This window comes from Rhodopirellula europaea 6C (genome assembly GCF_000338295.1).
GTDB classification, from domain to species: Bacteria; Planctomycetota; Planctomycetia; order Pirellulales; family Pirellulaceae; genus Rhodopirellula; species Rhodopirellula europaea.
Window position 1 is genome coordinate 1 of sequence record NZ_ANMO01000272.1, and the last position, 17,576, is coordinate 17,576.

The window sequence follows — 17,576 nt, forward strand, 5'->3', positions numbered from 1 at the left end:
AAACGCTTGGCAACACAGCACTTCAAAACTGCACGCCCTGTTCAACGCGAGAGGTTCTCTCGTTGCCGAAACTACTTCGACATTGCCTTGACGACAGCTTCGCCCATTTCTGCTGGCGAAGGAGCGACGACGATGCCGGCGTCTTCCAATGCGGCGACCTTTTCTTCGGCCGTGCCTTTGCCGCCGCTGATGATCGCACCGGCGTGGCCCATGCGTTTTCCGGGAGGTGCCGTGCGACCAGCGATGAAGGCGGCGACCGGTTTGGTCACGTGCTCTTTGACGAACGCGGCAGCTTCTTCTTCGGCGCTGCCACCGATTTCACCGATCATCAAGATCGCTTCGGTTTGGTCGTCTTCTTGGTACATCTTGAACAAATCGATGTAGTTCGTTCCGACGATCGGGTCGCCACCCAGACCAACGCAGGTGCTTTGGCCGAGTTTCAGCGAACTGGTTTGCCAAACGGCTTCGTAGGTCAGCGTTCCACTGCGGCTCATCACGCCAACTTTGCCGGGGTTGTGGATGTAACCGGGCATGATGCCGATTTTGCACTCGCCGGGAGTGATCAAACCGGGGCAGTTGGGGCCGATCAGCGTCGATCCGCTGGCTTTGACCTTTTCATAAACTCGGACCATGTCGATGACAGGCACGCCTTCGGTGATGGCGGCGATAACGCGAATGCCAGCGTCAACGGCTTCCAAGATGGCGTCCGCGGTGAACGGCGGCGGGACGAAAATCATCGTCGCGTCGGCGCCGGTCTGTTGAACCGCTTCTTCAACGGTATCGAAAACAGGAATGCCTTCGACGTCTTGGCCACCTTTGCCGGGCGTGACACCGCCGACCATTTGCGTGCCGTAGTCGCGGCACCCGAGAGAGTGAAATTTCCCGGCGTTGCCAGTGATCCCCTGGCAGATGACCTTGGTGTTTTTGTCGACCAGAATACTCATGGAAGAAAGCTCTTAGCGATTAGCCGCCGGCGATTGGCCAGCAGCAGGAGGTGTGATTGGAGGGTTGATTCAAGAAGCTAGAAGCCGACAGCTCATAGCCAACAGCAGCGATGACGCCACTACGCAGTTGCCGCGACGATCTTTTTCGCCGCGTCGGTCAAATCCATCGCATTGATGATGTCGACATCGCTTTCCGCCAGCATTTTGCGGCCTTCCTCGACTTCGGTTCCTTCCAAACGCACCACCAAAGGAACGTTGAACCCAACTTCTTTGCTAGCCGTGATCAGTGCTCCCGCGATCGTTGTGCAACGAGCGATCCCGCCGAAGATGTTGACCAAAACACCCTTGCAATTGGGATCCGACAATAGAATCCGGAACGCTTCGGTCACCTGAGCCGCGTTGGCTCCACCACCGACGTCCAAGAAGTTGGCCGGTTCGCCACCGTGGTACTTGATGATGTCCATCGTCGACATCGCCAGCCCGGCTCCGTTGACCAAGCAAGCGATGTTGCCATCGAGCTTGACGTAGCTGAGCCCAGCCTTCTTGGCCCGCAATTCTGACTCTTCCTCTTCACTGAGGTCACGCAGCTCTTCCAAATCTTTGTGACGGAACATCGCGTTCTCGTCGAAGGTGACCTTCGCATCCAGAGCCACCATTTCGCCGTCGCCGGTGATCACAAGCGGGTTGATCTCCGCCATTTCGCAATCGAAATCGACGAAGAAGCGACACATCGCCGTCATGAATTTGTATGCACTCTTAGCGGCAGCACCTTCGATGCCGAGCTTCTTGCAAAGCTTGCGAACCTGGTAACCATCCAGCCCAACGGCGGGATCGAAGTGTTCTTTGAAGATCAGCTCGGGAGTTTCTTCCGCGACGGTTTCGATCTCGACACCGCCTTCGGTGCTGACCATCAGAACGGGCTTGCTTCCCGCACGGTCGACCACGATGCCCAAATACAATTCACGAGCGATATCGCATCCAGCTTCGACGAAGACCTTCGAAACCGTTTGGCCTTCGGGCCCGGTTTGAATCGTGACCAACTTGTTGCCCAACAATCCTTCGGCTGCCGCTTTGGCTTCTTCGGCCGATTTGACCAGGACGACGCCCTTTTGGTCCGGGTTGTCGATGACATTGCCTTTGCCACGCCCGCCAGCGTGAATCTGAGCCTTGACGACTGCGATTTTGCCACCGAGCTTGTCGTATGCGGCAGCTGCTTCGTCAGGCGTCGTCACCATGTGCCCTTCCAGGACCGGAACGCCGGCGGTTCGGAAAAGCTGTTTGCCTTGATACTCGTGAATTTTCATCGGGGGTTCAGCCCAGTTGGCAAGCGAAAGGAATGCGAAGGTACGTCTCCTCGCCATGATGGCGAGCGAGTCCGGGGTCTGTCAGACTGCCCAGAAGTGAAAATGGTAGCAGCTCGGAAAATTCCAACCACCACCGCTCAATAGATGACTGGCACCGACCCACAATCCGCCTCCACGCCAAATCCCAATGCCGACGCGGAAGGTCCCGGAGCAGCCGGTCCAACGATGAATGATTCGGACGGCGGCGGGTCCAACGGAACCGACCACGGCGTCGTCCAACTGCATGATGGAGACAACGTTTGGATGGCCGCGCGGGCCTTGGTGGCAGGCGAAACGATCGGCAATCTCCGCATCGCAGGGTCCGCCGTTCCCGCCGGACACAAAGTCGCCGCTCAAGCGATTCCCGCCGGCGAATTGGTGATCAAATTTGGCCAGCCGATCGGCAAAGCTTCCTGCGACATCGGCGTCGGTGAACACGTGCACTCGCACAATTTGGTCGACGCTCACCAAGTCGACTCGGATTGGCGGTCGCTGGCCGGAACCGCTTTCTCAACATCCTCTCCCGCGAAAAAGCCAACCGTTCCCGCAGAGAAAACTTGGCAAGGATTCGTGCGACCGGACGGCCAAGTCGGCACGCGAAATTACGTTCAGATTCTGGCTCGCGTGAATTGCAGTGCGACGGTTTGCCACCATGTCGCGGCCCGGTTTCCTCCCGAACGCTTGGCGGAATTCCCCAACGTGGATGGAATCGCGATCGGAACGCACACGACCGGCTGCGCGCTTCGCTACGCCGGTCAAAAACAACAAATGCTCGGCCGAGTCCTCAAGGGCTACGCCGGGCACGCGAATGTCGGATCCTGCCTGACGATCGGACTGGGCTGCGAACAAACGACGCCCGAGTACCTGAGCGAACATCACCAATTGGTCGCGATTTCCGACCCCCGGTCGTTGCCGGTCACCTCGCCCGAATCAGAATCGGTCTCGACGACGATGCTGACCATGCAAGCCGAAGGCGGCACGCGTGCGACGATCGATCGCGCGGAAAAGCATCTCGAAACGATGCTCGAGATCGCCAACCAAAATTCACGAACCACGGTCCCGGCTCGCCACCTTCGACTCGCTCTGGAGTGCGGCGGCAGCGATGGTCATTCGGGATGGACCGCGAATCCGTTGGTCGGTGCACTCGCCGATCGCATGGTCGCTCACGGGGGCGCGGCGGTGCTCAGCGAGACCACCGAACTGATCGGCGCCGAACACTTGCTCGTCGCCCGTTCGCGTGACGAATCCGTGGCCCAGCGTTTGATGGACAAAGTTGATTGGTGGAAGCAGCACGTCGCGATGTACGGCGGCGAGATCGACAACAACCCATCGATCGGCAACAAAGCCGGTGGGCTGACCACGATCACCGAAAAATCACTCGGGGCAGTCAGCAAGTCCGGAACGGGGATCCTCGATGGTGTCCTGGACTACGCGGACACGGTGCCCAAGCAAGGTTTGTACGTGATGGACTCGCCGGGCTTTGATCCGTCCAGCGTCACGGGCAAGGTCGCCGGCGGTTGCAACTTGGTGCTGTTCACCACCGGCCGCGGAAGCTGCTTCGGCGGCAAACCGGTTCCCGTGATCAAGATCGCCAGCCACTCCACTTTGTTCCACGCCATGCGAGACGACATGGATTGGAACGCAGGCCAGTTGCTCGAGGGTGTGTCGATGGACGAACTCGCGGATCAACTGTTCGAAGAACTGCTGCAGTTTGCCAGCGGAACGCAAACCGCCAGCGAACGGCTTGGTTTGGGCGACCATGAATTCGTGCCGTGGACAGTCGGGCCGGTGCTGTGAATTGTGAGTGGCTCTGATTTGCGATTGGCACCATGAACATTGACCTGATCATCACCGAGATGAACTTTGGCGGGGCCGAACGAGCGCTCACACAGCTCGCCATCGGTCTTCGCGATCGAGGCGATGACGTGCGACTCTTCAGCTTCGGCAAACTGCCCACCGCAGACTCTCTGCCCAAAGGCAACGACCGACTTGTCCAACAGTTGCATGACGAAGACATTGAGGTCACCAGCGGCGGAGTCCAAACGTCTCGCGGTTTTCTGCCAGCGACGATTCAGTTGCGACGTTGGCTGGCACGTCGACCTGGTGCATTGGTTCAAACGTTTCTGTGGCACGCCAACGTGCTCGGCATGCTCAACGTCTCGTCCCGACAACCACGAGTCGCCGGCATCCGTGTCGCCGAACCCAATTCGTTGCGACTGGCGGTGGAACGACAAACGCTTCGCAACGTGGACCACGTGGTCTGCGTCAGCCGAGCGGTGGAGGCCTTCGCGCAGCAACAACTGAACCTCTCACCGGATCGCACATCGGTGATCCCAAACGCGGTCGACGTCGATGCGTTTGCATCCGCCGATCCAATCGACTGGACCGAATTGGGCTGGCCCGCCGACAGCCCCGTGGTTCTGTTCGTCGGCCGACTGCACACGCAAAAAGGCTTGGAGCATTTGCAGCGCACCGTCGAGCGGTTCGCTCCGGCAGGCAGCAATCGCAAGCTAGTGCTGATCGGCAACGGCCCACTGCAAAACGAACTGGCTACTTGGGCCAAACAAGTCTCCGGCGACCGCGTTCGAGTGCTGACATGGCAAAGCAACATCGCAAGCTGGATCGCCGCCAGCCGCGTGGTGGTTTTGCCAAGCCGTTATGAAGGCATGCCCAACGTGATCTTGGAAGCCATGGCGGCGGGCAAGCCCGTTGTCAGCAGCCGTGTCGAAGGCAGCCAAGAATTGATCGGCCATGATCCCCATCAAGGCTTCGAGCTGAACGATGACACGTCGCTCGTTCATTCGCTGGAACGATTCTTGGCCGACGAAGACCTGGCAAACCAAACCGGACAAGCCAACCAGTCTCGCGTCCGTTCCCAATTCACCATCGACGCCATGGTCGATGCCTATCGCGAACTGTACGCCAAGTTAGTGGCATAGGCTTCCAGCCTGTGGAGTCGGAATCACAGGCTGGAAGCCTATGCCACTTTGTCTGCTCAGAACTGCTGACGGTTGGCCAAGCGTTCTTTCAAATGTTGTTGCAACTTCTGGACGAGCTCAGGGTTTTCGTCGGCGACATTTTTGGTTTCGCCGGGGTCCGTTTCATGATCGTACAGCTCATAGAAACCTCTTGGATGTGCGATCAACCGATGTGTGGACGTGCGAATCGTCGTCGCCTTCGCATACGAAACCGCTTCGCCTTCGGATGATGCCGGGTCTTTCAACACAGGCACCAACGACTCGCCATCGACCTTTGGCGGCGACGGCAAATTGGTCAGCTCGCACAACGTTGGAAACACATCGATCGTTTCCGCGATCGCTTCCGTTTGGCTGGCGCTGCTCATCGACGGATCGTGAATGATCAGCGGCGAGTGCAGCGATTCCTCGAACAAAGCGTGCTTGCCCCAAATCGCATGCTCGCCCAAGTGCCAGCCGTGATCTCCCCAAACGACCACCACCGTGGATTCTCGCAAGCCAAGCTCATCGAGTTGCTTCAACACCTCACCCACATTCGCATCCGCGTAGGACACACACGCGGCGTAGTGCCGCCGGACGGCCTCCGCGAATTCGGCGTCTTGGTTCGGATCCTTGCCCCAGCGGTTGTACCGCATGAACTCACCGGATCGATGCCAAGTCGTTTGGCCTGATGGCTTGCTTGGATGCTCGATCCTCGGCAACACGGTCTGCCGGTAAGGTTCCATGTGCTCGGCGGGAGCCCCAAAGGGCAGGTGCGGACGAATGACTCCGACCGCTAAAAAGAACGGCTTGTCGGCGACGTCCTTGGCCAGCGTGGCAAGCTCATCCAGCGACGTTTCCAGAATCAAATCATCGGGGTACTTCGCCTCGCCGCCTTCCGATTGAAACACATCCATTTGGCTGGCGTCCTTGCGAATCTCGCCATCGGCCAACCCGTGCATGGCACCGCGAGGATGCTGCCACGGCCCGGTTGGCATGAGGTGCCGGTCCCATGCACCTGGCATTTCAATCTCGTCCTCTTTGTTCCAGTCCGCTCCGCCACGACCGCCGGGATGATGCGAGACCTTCCCGACGGAAACGCTAGTGTACCCATGATCGCGGAACCAACGCGGCATCGACGGGGTGACGGAACTCGGGTCCTTCGCCATCCGCTTGGCTCGCGAAAACAACGCGTGGTTTCCCGAAGGACCGTAACAACCAGTCAGCATCGCAAACCGAGAGGCACCGCAGGTCGGGGCCTGAACGAAATGCCGATTGAACTGGATGCCTTTGGCGGCGAGTGAATCAATGTTGGGCGACGAGATGTCGTCCGCTCCATAACAGCCCAACTCAGGTCGCAAGTCATCGACACAGATCAGCAACACGTTCTTCGGCTTCTCCGCGAAACCGTTGATCGTGGAAGCCAACAGGACGAGGGGCACGATCAAACTTCGCAAGATCCAGACCAACGGGGAGTCAACTTGCTGAGACGAAAACGGCAGCTGGAGCAAGGCTCGCATCGCGAGAATCCTTCGTGGGGAGGGGTGGGCGTTGGGACGCCTACCATACTTCATCTCCATCACGATTTGTCGATTTGCCGTGGGGCCAATTTGTGGCGCATCATCGACGACGGCCCCTGCCGGGGCGGCCTGGTTTTCTTTGGGATGGTGGTCTCGAGGCTTCCGCCCCGAGCTATGAACGCGGGCTCCTCCGGAGCCATCCATCCCCATTCGCCCCGGATGGGGCCGTCTTCCGTGATAATCTTCGCGTTCGGCCATTAAGCCCCAACCGTTTGCTATCGATTCAGAAAGCTATTCAACAACACCAAACCAATCTCAGCTCCCTTGGGCACCGACTTCCGTGAAGGAATCGAGGCTCGGTAGTTGCCGGGACGAGGAGCGTCGCGATGCGAAGAACCTCGGTAGAAGTCATGCGAGTTGAAATCAGGCGAACTGCGGTGGGGATAGCTGATTGGTTTCTGCTGCACGTGCGGCACGGTCCGTGGAAGTGGCAACGGCGTTTGACCAGGAAAGACAACCGGAGGAGTCGATGGGTAGGTCGGTGCCGAATAGCGGCTTCGATGATGAACGTCACAGGTCACCGATGGGCGAGCGGAAACGTAAGGTTGGACGTAGGCCATTTGCTGCTGGAGCGCGGCAAACGAACCCAGCACATCGCTCCAACAACGCGTGAGCGCTCGGGCGATAATCGGGCATCCACTGCCGAAGACGGCTTGTTCGGTTTGTGCCTGCAGAAACTGAACGTCATTGAACTCCCGAGCCAATCGATCCGAGCGATCAGGATGTCGAGCGGCGGAACGAACGTCGCTCGTCTGGTCTTCGAAATCGTCGATCAAACGCAACACACCACGATCCAGGCTTCGACCCCGCCGGGCCTCGTCTTCAAAGTGGCTGACGGCATCGCGATAGCGGTCTGCGGCAACGTACAGTGGCGAATCGTGTCCGGCTTGGGCGGTTTGCGGCCCGGCCAACACGGCAACCATGGCGGCGAAGAAAGTGCCCGTGGCGAAAGTCCGAAGTGAGCGTGTCATGTGCTTGAGTCCTAGTGATCCATTGGGAGAAGCCGTCCTTGATCCATTCCCCGACATCCTCATCGAGACAGCATTCCCTGATGCGAGGCGGATGCCAAACTGCCACGCAAACTGGACCCTCTCCCCATAAGACACGACTCACAAACGACTTAGAATCAAAAAGCTATTTCCACGACTTGCCAATCCAGCTTCACGAGAGGAATCACAATGACTACATCGACACCAATCCGACATCTCAAGGCGAGACACTTTTGACGACACAAGCTCGGCCCGCTCGGTGATTTGCACGGAATTGATTTGCGGAGCTACATTGTTAGCCACACCGAGTCCGCGTCTCCGAGAGCTTCCCGCATGCGACCAACCAGCTTCGTTCCCCGACCTACAACGCCACACTCCGATCGCGAGAGAGCCATCACCATTGGCTCGCTCGACGTCGCTTCGTCGACACTGCTCTGGATGCTGTTTGCGACCATCACGTTTGCATGCTTGTCCATCTCACAGGCCAAAGCCGAGGACGCTCGCCCCAACGTGGTGCTGATTTTGGTCGACGATTTGGGCCTGCATGACATCGGAATCGAAGGCAGCAAGTTTCACCAAACGCCTCACATCGACGCACTCGCCAAACGAGGCATGCGATTCACGGCAGGCTATGCCAACTGCCGCGTCTGCAGCCCCTCGCGAGCCAGCATTCAACTGGGGCAGTTCACCGCTCGCCACGGAATCACGGACTGGATCGGTGCCAAGACCGGCATGAACTTTAACCGTGGCGACGAACTGCTGCCGGCCGAGTACGCCCACGAGATGCCCGCGAAAGACGTGACCTTGCCGGAAGCTCTTCGCGAATCGGGCTACAAAACGTTCTTTGCCGGCAAGTGGCACTTGGGCGGCGAAGGCTCGATGCCGACCGACCACGGTTTTGACATCAACATCGGTGGCCACCATCGCGGCAGCCCTCCCGGTGGCTTCTTCGCACCTTACAAAAACCCGGTGATGGAAGACGGGCCCGATGGTGAATCGCTGACGCGTCGGCTGGGAAAAGAAACGGCTTCGTTCATCGAAGAGCAAGACGACCAGCCCTACTTCGCGATGCTTTCGTTCTACGCCGTTCACGGGCCGATCCAAACCACGCAAGAACTCTGGCAGAAGTACCGAGAATCAGCACCGACGCCGCCGGCCGACGGCAATCGGTTCAAGATCGATCGCACGTTGCCCGTTCGTCAAATCCAAGACAACCCGGTGTACGCCGGCATGATGGAAACACTCGACAACGCGGTCGGCGACGTGATGGCGGCGATCGAAGCATCCGGCAAAGCCGACAACACCCTAGTCATCTTCACCGGCGACAACGGCGGTGTCTCCTCCGGCGACGCTTACTCGACCAGCAACTTGCCACACCGCGGCGGCAAGGGCCGACAATGGGAAGGCGGACTGCGTGAGCCCTACTATGTTTCGATGCCAGCGATCGTCCCTGAGAATTCCACCAGCGACGTACCTGTGATTGGCTCCGATTTGTATCCCACGATTCTGGACGTTTGCAATTTGCCTCTGCGTCCGCAGCAACACGTCGACGGCCGGTCACTGGAAACCGTGTTGACCAGCGGCATAGACGAATCGCTGGAGCAACGTTCGCTGATCTGGCACTACCCACACTATGGCAATCAAGGTGGTGAACCATCGTCCGTGATCCGAACCGGTGACTACAAGCTGATCCATTACCACTTGGATTCACACGACGAGCTGTACCATTTGCCCACCGACATTGGCGAACAAAATGACCTCGCGTCGGAGCAACCTGAACGAGTCGCAGCCATGCGAAAAGAACTGCTGGCGTACCTCAAATCGGTCGACGCGAAATTCCCAGAACCCGACCCACGTTTCGATCCTGAAAAGGCCAAGCAACGCTGGGCTCGCACTCACGGTCCCAACAAAGAACGCCTGGAAAAACGCGAAGCGGCGATGCTGGCCCCCAACTGGAAACCCAACGGTGACTGGTGGGGAAGCACCGTTGACTGAACGTGCGAGCGAGGCTCGATCCAGAATCAACTTCTCCACGCTGTGACCGCGAATGACGACCTGCGACTCCGCATCCCCTTCGCGTCACAGCCTGGAACGCTTGCCGTGGTTGTTCTCACCCGCGGTTGATTTGGCAACGTTCGGCGGCAGCGCGTTGGTCGCCCTGGCGATGCTGCCGCTCGGTGCCGCACTCGGGTTCCTTCACGACGAAACACCCGGTTGGACTTGGGTCGCGACGATCTTGCTGATCGATGTCGCTCACGTTTACGCCACTGGGTTTCGTGTCTACTTCGACGGCAACGAACTTCGCCGGCGGCCTTGGTTGTACGGGCTGACCCCGGTGCTCGCGTTTGCGATCGGCGGTGCGATCTACAGCGAAAGCGTGACGCTATTCTGGAGTGTGCTGGCGTATCTCGCGGTCTTCCATTTCATCCGCCAGCAATACGGCTGGGTCGCTCTCTATCGATCACGAGAGCACGACAGCGAAAGAACCGGCTGGTGGATCGATGCGTCAGCGATTTACCTGGCCACGCTGTATCCGCTGATCCATTGGCACGCTCATTTGCCGAGGCACTTTTGGTGGTTCGCCGAAGGCGACTTCATTCAGGTGCCGGAAGTCGCGGCGACGATCGTGATGCCAATCTACTGGCTCAGCATATTGACCTACGCCGCTCGCAGCCTGCACCGTGGTTTCCGTGATGGGGCTTGGAATCCAGGCAAGGACATCGTGGTCCTGACGACAGCGGTGTGCTGGTACGTCGGCATCATCACGTTCAATTCCGATTACGCGTTCACGGTCACCAACGTCATCATTCACGGCGTGCCGTACATGGTGTTGATCTATTGGTATCGATGGTGCCGGATCGCAGAGAGTTCTGATTCGGCAACTGACCAAGCTTCGACTCATCCGTCTCGCCCGACGTCGCGATGGCAAACCAACACCGGCCGAGTCGCATTGTTTCTGGGCGTGGTCTGGATCCTCGCCTACGCGGAAGAAATGCTGTGGGACTTTGGGATCTGGCAGGAACGCGGTTGGTTGTTCGCTTGGATGCCCCCTGGTTTCGCGGATTCGGCGGGCGAAACTCTGGCGGAAGCGTCCGTTTGGCTGGCCCCCGCCTTGGCGGTCCCCCAGATCACGCATTACGTTCTGGACGGGTTTCTTTGGCGACGCAGACAACGAGCATCTTCATGACGACGTCCGAACAGCAACGACTCGACGAAGACGAACGCCGCGAAAAGAACTGGAAACGTTGGGGGCCGTACCTTTCCGAGCGTCAATGGGGAACGGTTCGAGAGGACTACTCCGAGGGTGGCAACTCCTGGAGCGATTTCCCGCACGAGCACGCTCGCAGTCGCGCCTATCGCTGGGGCGAAGACGGTTTGCTCGGGTTCTCCGACCGCCAATGCCGGCTGTGTTTTTCGATTGCACTTTGGAATGGCAACGACACGATTCTGAAAGAACGCCTGTTTGGGCTCACCGGCCCGGAAGGCAACCACGGCGAAGACGTCAAGGAACTCTACTACTACCTGGATTCGACGCCGACGCATTCCTACGCCAAGGCGATGTATCGCTACCCGCAACAGCGATACCCATACCGTGATCTGGTCAGCATCAATGCACAACGCGGGTTGAACGATCGCGAATATGAGCTGATCGACACAGGATTGCTGGACGAGAATCGCTTCTTCGATGTCACGGCGACCTACGCGAAAGCGTCGGACAACGATTTGCTAATCGACATTGCGATCACCAACCAAGGCCCCGACGCTCACGACATCACATTGCTGCCAACGCTGTGGTTCCGCAACACGTGGGTTTGGGGATGCTTGCACGAAGGCTGCACGGCAAAGCCCACCATTCAAGCGATTGATTCACACATCGTTCAAACGCGACACGACACGTTGGAACCGTTTGTTTGTGCGTTCGAGAATCAACCAGACAGCGAACTGCTGTTCACGGAAAACGAAACCAATTCCGAACATTTGTTTGGCACCGAAAACTTCTCACCGTACACAAAAGACGCCTTCCATCGGTACGTCATCGACGACCAAACCGACGCGGTGAACCCCAAGCGACACGGAACCAAAGTCGCGGCCTTGTATCGTTGGAACTTGGCACCGGGCGAAACACGACACGTCAAAGTTCGCTTGAGCGAGAAAGAAAAGGTCGGCGAGTTTCATCCGGACCTGGGCGACGACTTTGACAACGTCCTGACTCAGCGACGCGAAGAAGCTGACGAGTTCTATCAAGCCATCATTCCGCCCAAAGCAACCGACGAGCAGCGTCTTGTCTCTCGGCAAGCCTACGCGGGGCTGATGTGGACGAAGCAGTTTTATCACTACATCGTCGCCGATTGGTTGGACGGTGATCGCGACGTGATGACGCCTCCCGCCGCACGTCACGAAGGTCGCAACAAAGACTGGCGGCACCTGTACGCTCGCGACGTTTTGTCGATGCCGGACAAGTGGGAATACCCTTGGTTCGCCGCCTGGGATCTGGCGTTTCACATGATCCCAGCGGCTCGCATCGACCCCGCTTTTGCAAAGAAGCAATTGATGGTGCTGCTGCGGGAATGGTACATGCATCCCAACGGTCAGTTGCCGGCTTACGAGTTCTACTTCGACGACGTGAACCCGCCAGTTCATGCGTGGGCATGTTTACGTGTCTTCCAAATGGAAGCCGAAACAGGCAAACGCGATTACAAGTTTCTCTCGCAAGCCTTCCAGCGGTTGCTGGTGAACTTCACTTGGTGGGTCAACCAAGTCGACAGCAACGGAGACAACGTTTTCGCTGGCGGGTTCCTGGGACTGGACAACATCGGCGTCTTCGACCGCAGCAAAGGGCTGCCCGAAGGAGCTGAACTGGAACAAGCCGACGGAACCGCTTGGATGGCATTCTACTGCGGCACGATGATGTCGATGGCTCTCGAGCTCGCTCGCCACGATCGATCGTATTCCGACATGGCCTCGAAGTTCCTGGATCACTTCATCCGCATCGTCGACGCGATGAACGGCGGCGAGAGCGGCGGACTGTGGGACGAAGATGACGGCTTTTACTACGACCAATTGCAGATCGACGGCGAGACTCACCCGATGCGAGTCAAATCGCTGGTCGGGTTGCTGCCCCTGATCGCGGTCGAGATCCTGGACGAAGACCTGTTGGCGGACTTGCCCGGTTTCCGCAATCGTTTGGAATGGTTCCTCAACAATCGACATGACCTGGTGCAACACATCACATTTTGTCAAACGACGAAACGCCACCACCGAATGTTGATTTCCATTCCGACGCAAGAACGCTTGGAACGCGTCTTGGAGATTCTGCTCGATGAATCGGAGTTCTTGTCGGACTTCGGAATTCGATCGCTTTCAAAGAAGCATGAAAGCGAACCGTTTCGAGTCACCGTTCGAGGCAAAGAACACACCGTTGCCTACGTGCCAGGCGAATCCGACAGCTGGATGTTTGGTGGCAACAGCAATTGGCGAGGCCCGATCTGGTTCCCGACCAGTTACTTGTTGATCGAAGCCTTGCAGCGGTACCACGAGTTCTATGGCGACGACATCCAAGTCGAATGTCCCACAGGATCGGGCGTGAAGATGAATCTTCGCGAGGTGGCCGATGAACTGAATCGTCGGATGTCCAAAATCTTTTTGTCGCCCGAGAAAGGCGGTTCACGGCCATGCCTTCGCGGCAGCGGGATGAAGAGCGACGAATCGTTGTGGCAGGACCAAATCTTGTTCTACGAATACTTCAACGGCGATACCGGCGAAGGCTTGGGCGCGAGTCACCAAACCGGTTGGACGGCGCTGATTGCAACCTGCATCGAACATCTGCATGGCCGCATCACCGAAGGCGTTGAGTGATCACGCCGACAAAGTGATCGGTGGTGGTTCGGTGAAGTTGTTTTGTGAGCCCGCGTGTTTGGTACGGGTCTCGGTGGGGACGACCGAGCTACAGATTTGACGCTGGAAACGCGGGATTAGTGTTCCGAGCGGAAGCGTCATTGCTGGTTTCGTCAGTCAGCCGAATTGCCCGCCGAAACCGGTCTCAGAACAACAATTGCTTTTGCAGGCGGGTCAAGTCGTTCCAGTTGCTGAACGAGCGTTTCGAAATGTGTAAATTAGCAAACCGACTATGACTTCCCCGCAATGGATGCCCCGATGACCGTCGCTGAATCGACCGCTGCCACAGACTCCGCCAACATTCGTCCGATCCGCAAAATCTTGGCTGCCAATCGCAGCGAAATTGCCACCCGAGTGTTTCGCTCGGCTCACGAATTGGGCATTCGCACCGTCGCGATTTATTCTCATGAAGACCGCTACGCGTTGCACCGATTCAAAGCCGACGAGGCCTACCAAATCGGGACGCCCGGCGAACCCATTCGGTCTTACCTCAACATCGATGCGATCGTCGGTTTGTGCTTAAAGCATCACATCGACGCGGTGCATCCGGGTTACGGATTCCTGTCCGAGAACCCCGATTTCGCGAAAGCACTCACAGACGCAGGCATCTTGTTTGTCGGTCCTAGCGAACAAAGCTTGCGAGATCTGGGTGACAAAACCAGCGCTCGTCGCTTGGCCGAGATCGCTGGCGTGCCCGTGTTGGGCGGAACCGCACAAGCCGTCGCATCGATCAAAGAAGCCACCGAAGCTGCTGAAAAACTTGGCTACCCGATCATGCTCAAAGCGGCCAAGGGTGGCGGCGGTCGAGGCATGCGAGTCGTGATGGAACCGAGCGAATTGGCCAGCTCGCTCGATTCCGCTCAACGCGAAGCCAAGACAGCATTCGGGAGCGACGAAGTGTTCCTGGAACGTTTCGTCCAAAGAGCCCGTCACCTCGAAGTCCAATTGCTCGGTGACCGCCATGGCAACTTGGTTCACTTGTATGAACGCGACTGCAGCGTCCAACGACGGCACCAAAAGGTGGTCGAACTTGCCCCCGCACCGAACCTTTCCACCGAAATGCGTGACGCCATCTGCGATGCGGCGCTGCGAATCGGGCGCGCGGTCGGCAAAGAAAGCGGTGGCTACGAGAACGCGGGCACGGTTGAGTTTTTGCTCGACGTCGACAAGGACGAGTTCTACTTCATCGAAGTCAACCCGCGAATTCAAGTCGAACACACGGTGACGGAAGAGGTCACTGGCATCGACATCGTTCGCAACCAAATCTTGGTCGCTCAGGGCCACCCTCTTCCTAGCGAAGAAGTCGGGCTGCCATCACAGGACGTCATCCGAACCATGGGATTCGCGATGCAATGCCGGATCACGACGGAAGATCCGGCCACCGAATTCCGCCCCGACTATGGCCGAATCAGCCACTATCGAAGTGCGGCTGGCCTGGGCGTTCGCCTCGATGCGGGCACGGCATTCAGTGGCGCGGTCGTCAATCCCTTCTACGATTCCATGTTGGTGAAGGTCACCGCGCGAGCTCCCACCCTCGCCGCAGCCGCTCGCCGGATGGATCGGTGCCTGCACGAATTCCGCATTCGTGGCGTGAAGACAAACATTCCGTTTCTAACGCGGCTGGTGAATCATCCCACGTTCTTGGCCGGCGAAGCCACGACGCGGTTGATCGACACAACGCCGGAACTGTTCCGTTTGCCACGCCGGCGCGACCGAGCCACCAAGCTGCTGACCTTCTTGGGCGAAACGATCGTCAACGGCAACTCGCTTGTCACTGGACGCCCGCCAGCCGTCCGCCGCGAACCGGCACCTGTTCCCGAGATCCCGACCGCAGCCAAACCGCCTCGCGGAACCGCTGACATCTTCCGAGAAGAAGGCGCCGATGGTTTGGTGCGTTGGATTCGTGAGCAGAAGGGTCTGCTGCTGACCGACACGACGATGCGTGACGCGCACCAATCGTTGCTGGCCACGCGAGTTCGCACCAACGACATGCTCCGCATCGCGCCGGCCTACGCTCACTTGGCCCCGCAATTGTTCTCACTTGAAATGTGGGGCGGAGCGACGTTTGACACATCGATGCGATTCCTCAAGGAATCGCCATGGCAACGTCTGGCTGATCTTCGCGCGGCGGTTCCCAACATCCTGACGCAAATGTTGCTGCGGGCCAGCAACGCGGTTGGCTACACCAATTATCCCGACAACGTCGTGCGAATGTTCGTTCGCGAAGCGGTCCAAGCCGGCATGGACGTGTTCCGTGTCTTCGACGCGTTGAACTGGGAAGAGAACATGCGTGTGGCGATGGACGCAGTGATCGAAGAAGGCGGCATCTGCGAAGCATCGATCTGCTACACCGGCGACCTGCAAGACCCTCGGCGGACCAAGTACGACTTGAAGTACTACGTCGATCTGGCGAAGAAACTGCAGGCGGGCGGCGCTCACATGATCGCGATCAAAGACATGGCGGGTTTACTCAAACCGGCCGCGGCGGTGAAGCTACTGCGTGCCCTGCGTGAGGAAGTCGACTTGCCGATTCACTTGCACACTCACGACACGGCGGGCATCCAAGCGTCGACGTTGATGGCGGCTGCCGGCGAAGGTTTGCAAATCGCGGACGCGGCACTGGCACCGTTGTCGGGCGGAACCAGCCAAGTGAACTTGAACACGCTGGTCGAAGCCCTTCGTTTCACCGATCGGGAATCTTCGCTCGACAGCGAATCGCTGACGCAGTTGGCAACTTACTGGCAAGCCGCTCGCGAATTCTACAAACCGTTTGAAAGCGATGTCTTGCCGGCAACGGGTGACTTGTACGATCACGAGATGCCTGGCGGACAATACACGAATCTGTTTCAGCAAGCTCGCGCGTTGGGCTTGGCCGACCAGTGGGCTGGTGTCTGCCGCGCCTACGCGGACGTGAACCGATTGTTCGGCGACATTGTGAAGGTGACTCCAACGAGCAAGGCCGTCGGCGACATGGCGTTGTTCTTGGTCGCCAACGAGATGTCAGCGGAAGACGTCCTGACGACCAACAAAGCTCTCGCGTTTCCCGCCAGCGTGCTGGACTTGATCGGCGGCCGAATGGGCCAACCACCGGGTGGTTTCCCCGAAAAAGTCATGCGGAAAATCCTTGGCGACCAAGCTCCCGTGCTGGAACGCCCGGGTGCATCGATGCCACCAGCGGATCTCGAAGCGGCGAAAGCTCAAGCCGCCGAGCTGACCCAAGAAGCACCCAGCGATCGAGACGCGGTGACGTACTTGCTGTATCCCAAAGTGTTCGAAGAGTACTCGCAGCATCGCAACACCTATGGCGATGTGGAAACGCTTCCGACACCCAACTTCTTCTATGGACAAGAACCGGGCGACGAGATCGCCGTCGACATCGAACCCGGCAAGCGATTGATCGTCAAATACCTGGCCGTCGGACAACCGTATCCCGATGGAACGCGAACGGTGTTCTTCGAACTCAACGGACAACCGCGAGAAGTCGTGGTCGTCGATCGATCGCTGGACGTTGACATCAAAGCCGCGGTGAAGGCCGACCCTTCGGATGCCACTCACGTCGCAGCGTCGATGCCCGGCATGGTGATCACCGTCGCGGCCGCCGAAGGCGAAAAGGTCAAGGCAGGTCAAAAGCTGTTGGTTCTCGAAGCCATGAAAATGGAAACGACCATCAATGCTCCGGCCGATGGTGTCGTCACCAAAATCCATACACCTCCAGGAACCCAGGTCGAAGCGGGAGATTTGCTGGCGGTGGTGGAGTGAGGGAGGAGCGTGGGGGCGATTGAAAAAGTTAAATTGACAATTGTAAAATTGGAGCTCGGGCGTTGGATTTGCACGAGTTCAGCTGATGGCCAAAGGCCTTGTTCAGCTCGTC

The 17,576-nt window shown here is 58.2% G+C and carries 10 protein-coding genes; 6 read left to right on the forward strand and 4 right to left on the reverse strand.

Annotated features, from left to right (window positions below):
* Nucleotides 1–71: 71 nt before the first annotated feature.
* Both sucD and sucC read right to left on the reverse strand, forming a co-directional pair.
* A complete protein-coding gene (gene sucD, locus RE6C_RS28865) occupies nucleotides 72–944 on the reverse strand; it encodes a succinate--CoA ligase subunit alpha (RefSeq protein WP_008662520.1) in 873 nt (290 codons plus the stop codon).
* Between the two features lie 119 nt (nucleotides 945–1,063).
* Nucleotides 1,064–2,248: an ADP-forming succinate--CoA ligase subunit beta gene (gene sucC, locus RE6C_RS28870; protein WP_008662522.1), complete on the reverse strand. Its 1,185-nt coding sequence runs from the start codon at nucleotides 2,246–2,248 to the stop codon at nucleotides 1,064–1,066.
* 144 nt (nucleotides 2,249–2,392) lie between these two features.
* On the opposite strand from sucC, the gene RE6C_RS28875 reads away from it, so the two are divergent.
* A complete protein-coding gene (locus tag RE6C_RS28875) occupies nucleotides 2,393–4,084 on the forward strand; it encodes a UxaA family hydrolase (RefSeq protein WP_008662523.1) in 1,692 nt (563 codons plus the stop codon).
* A gap of 32 nt (nucleotides 4,085–4,116) precedes the next feature.
* On the forward strand, nucleotides 4,117–5,226 hold the full coding sequence (locus tag RE6C_RS28880) for a glycosyltransferase (RefSeq protein ID WP_008662524.1): 1,110 nt from the start codon (nucleotides 4,117–4,119) through the stop codon (nucleotides 5,224–5,226).
* Nucleotides 5,227–5,282: 56 nt separating this feature from the next.
* Here the strand turns inward: RE6C_RS28880 and RE6C_RS28885 are convergent, their stop codons facing one another.
* Nucleotides 5,283–6,761: a sulfatase gene (locus RE6C_RS28885; protein ID WP_039963819.1), complete on the reverse strand. Its 1,479-nt coding sequence runs from the start codon at nucleotides 6,759–6,761 to the stop codon at nucleotides 5,283–5,285.
* A 275-nt stretch (nucleotides 6,762–7,036) separates the two neighbouring features.
* Nucleotides 7,037–7,792: a hypothetical protein gene (locus RE6C_RS28890; RefSeq protein WP_236618602.1), complete on the reverse strand. Its 756-nt coding sequence runs from the start codon at nucleotides 7,790–7,792 to the stop codon at nucleotides 7,037–7,039.
* Between the two features lie 351 nt (nucleotides 7,793–8,143).
* Here RE6C_RS28890 and RE6C_RS28895 point away from each other — a divergent pair, with 351 nt between their 5' ends.
* The 4 genes from RE6C_RS28895 to RE6C_RS28910 all read left to right on the forward strand — a co-directional run bounded on the left by RE6C_RS28895 (nucleotide 8,144) and on the right by RE6C_RS28910 (nucleotide 17,464).
* Nucleotides 8,144–9,805, forward strand: coding sequence for a sulfatase (locus tag RE6C_RS28895; protein WP_039963821.1), 1,662 nt, complete (start codon nucleotides 8,144–8,146; stop codon nucleotides 9,803–9,805).
* Between the two features lie 52 nt (nucleotides 9,806–9,857).
* On the forward strand, nucleotides 9,858–10,997 hold the full coding sequence (locus RE6C_RS28900; protein WP_008662531.1) for a hypothetical protein: 1,140 nt from the start codon (nucleotides 9,858–9,860) through the stop codon (nucleotides 10,995–10,997).
* On the forward strand, nucleotides 10,994–13,666 hold the full coding sequence (locus RE6C_RS28905; protein WP_008662532.1) for an MGH1-like glycoside hydrolase domain-containing protein: 2,673 nt from the start codon (nucleotides 10,994–10,996) through the stop codon (nucleotides 13,664–13,666). The genes RE6C_RS28900 and RE6C_RS28905 overlap by 4 nt, the downstream gene beginning before the upstream one ends.
* Nucleotides 13,667–13,951: 285 nt before the next feature.
* The gene (locus RE6C_RS28910) at nucleotides 13,952–17,464 is read left to right on the forward strand and encodes a pyruvate carboxylase (RefSeq protein ID WP_008662535.1); all 3,513 of its coding nucleotides are present in this window, start codon (nucleotides 13,952–13,954) and stop codon (nucleotides 17,462–17,464) included.
* Nucleotides 17,465–17,576: the final 112 nt, after the last annotated feature.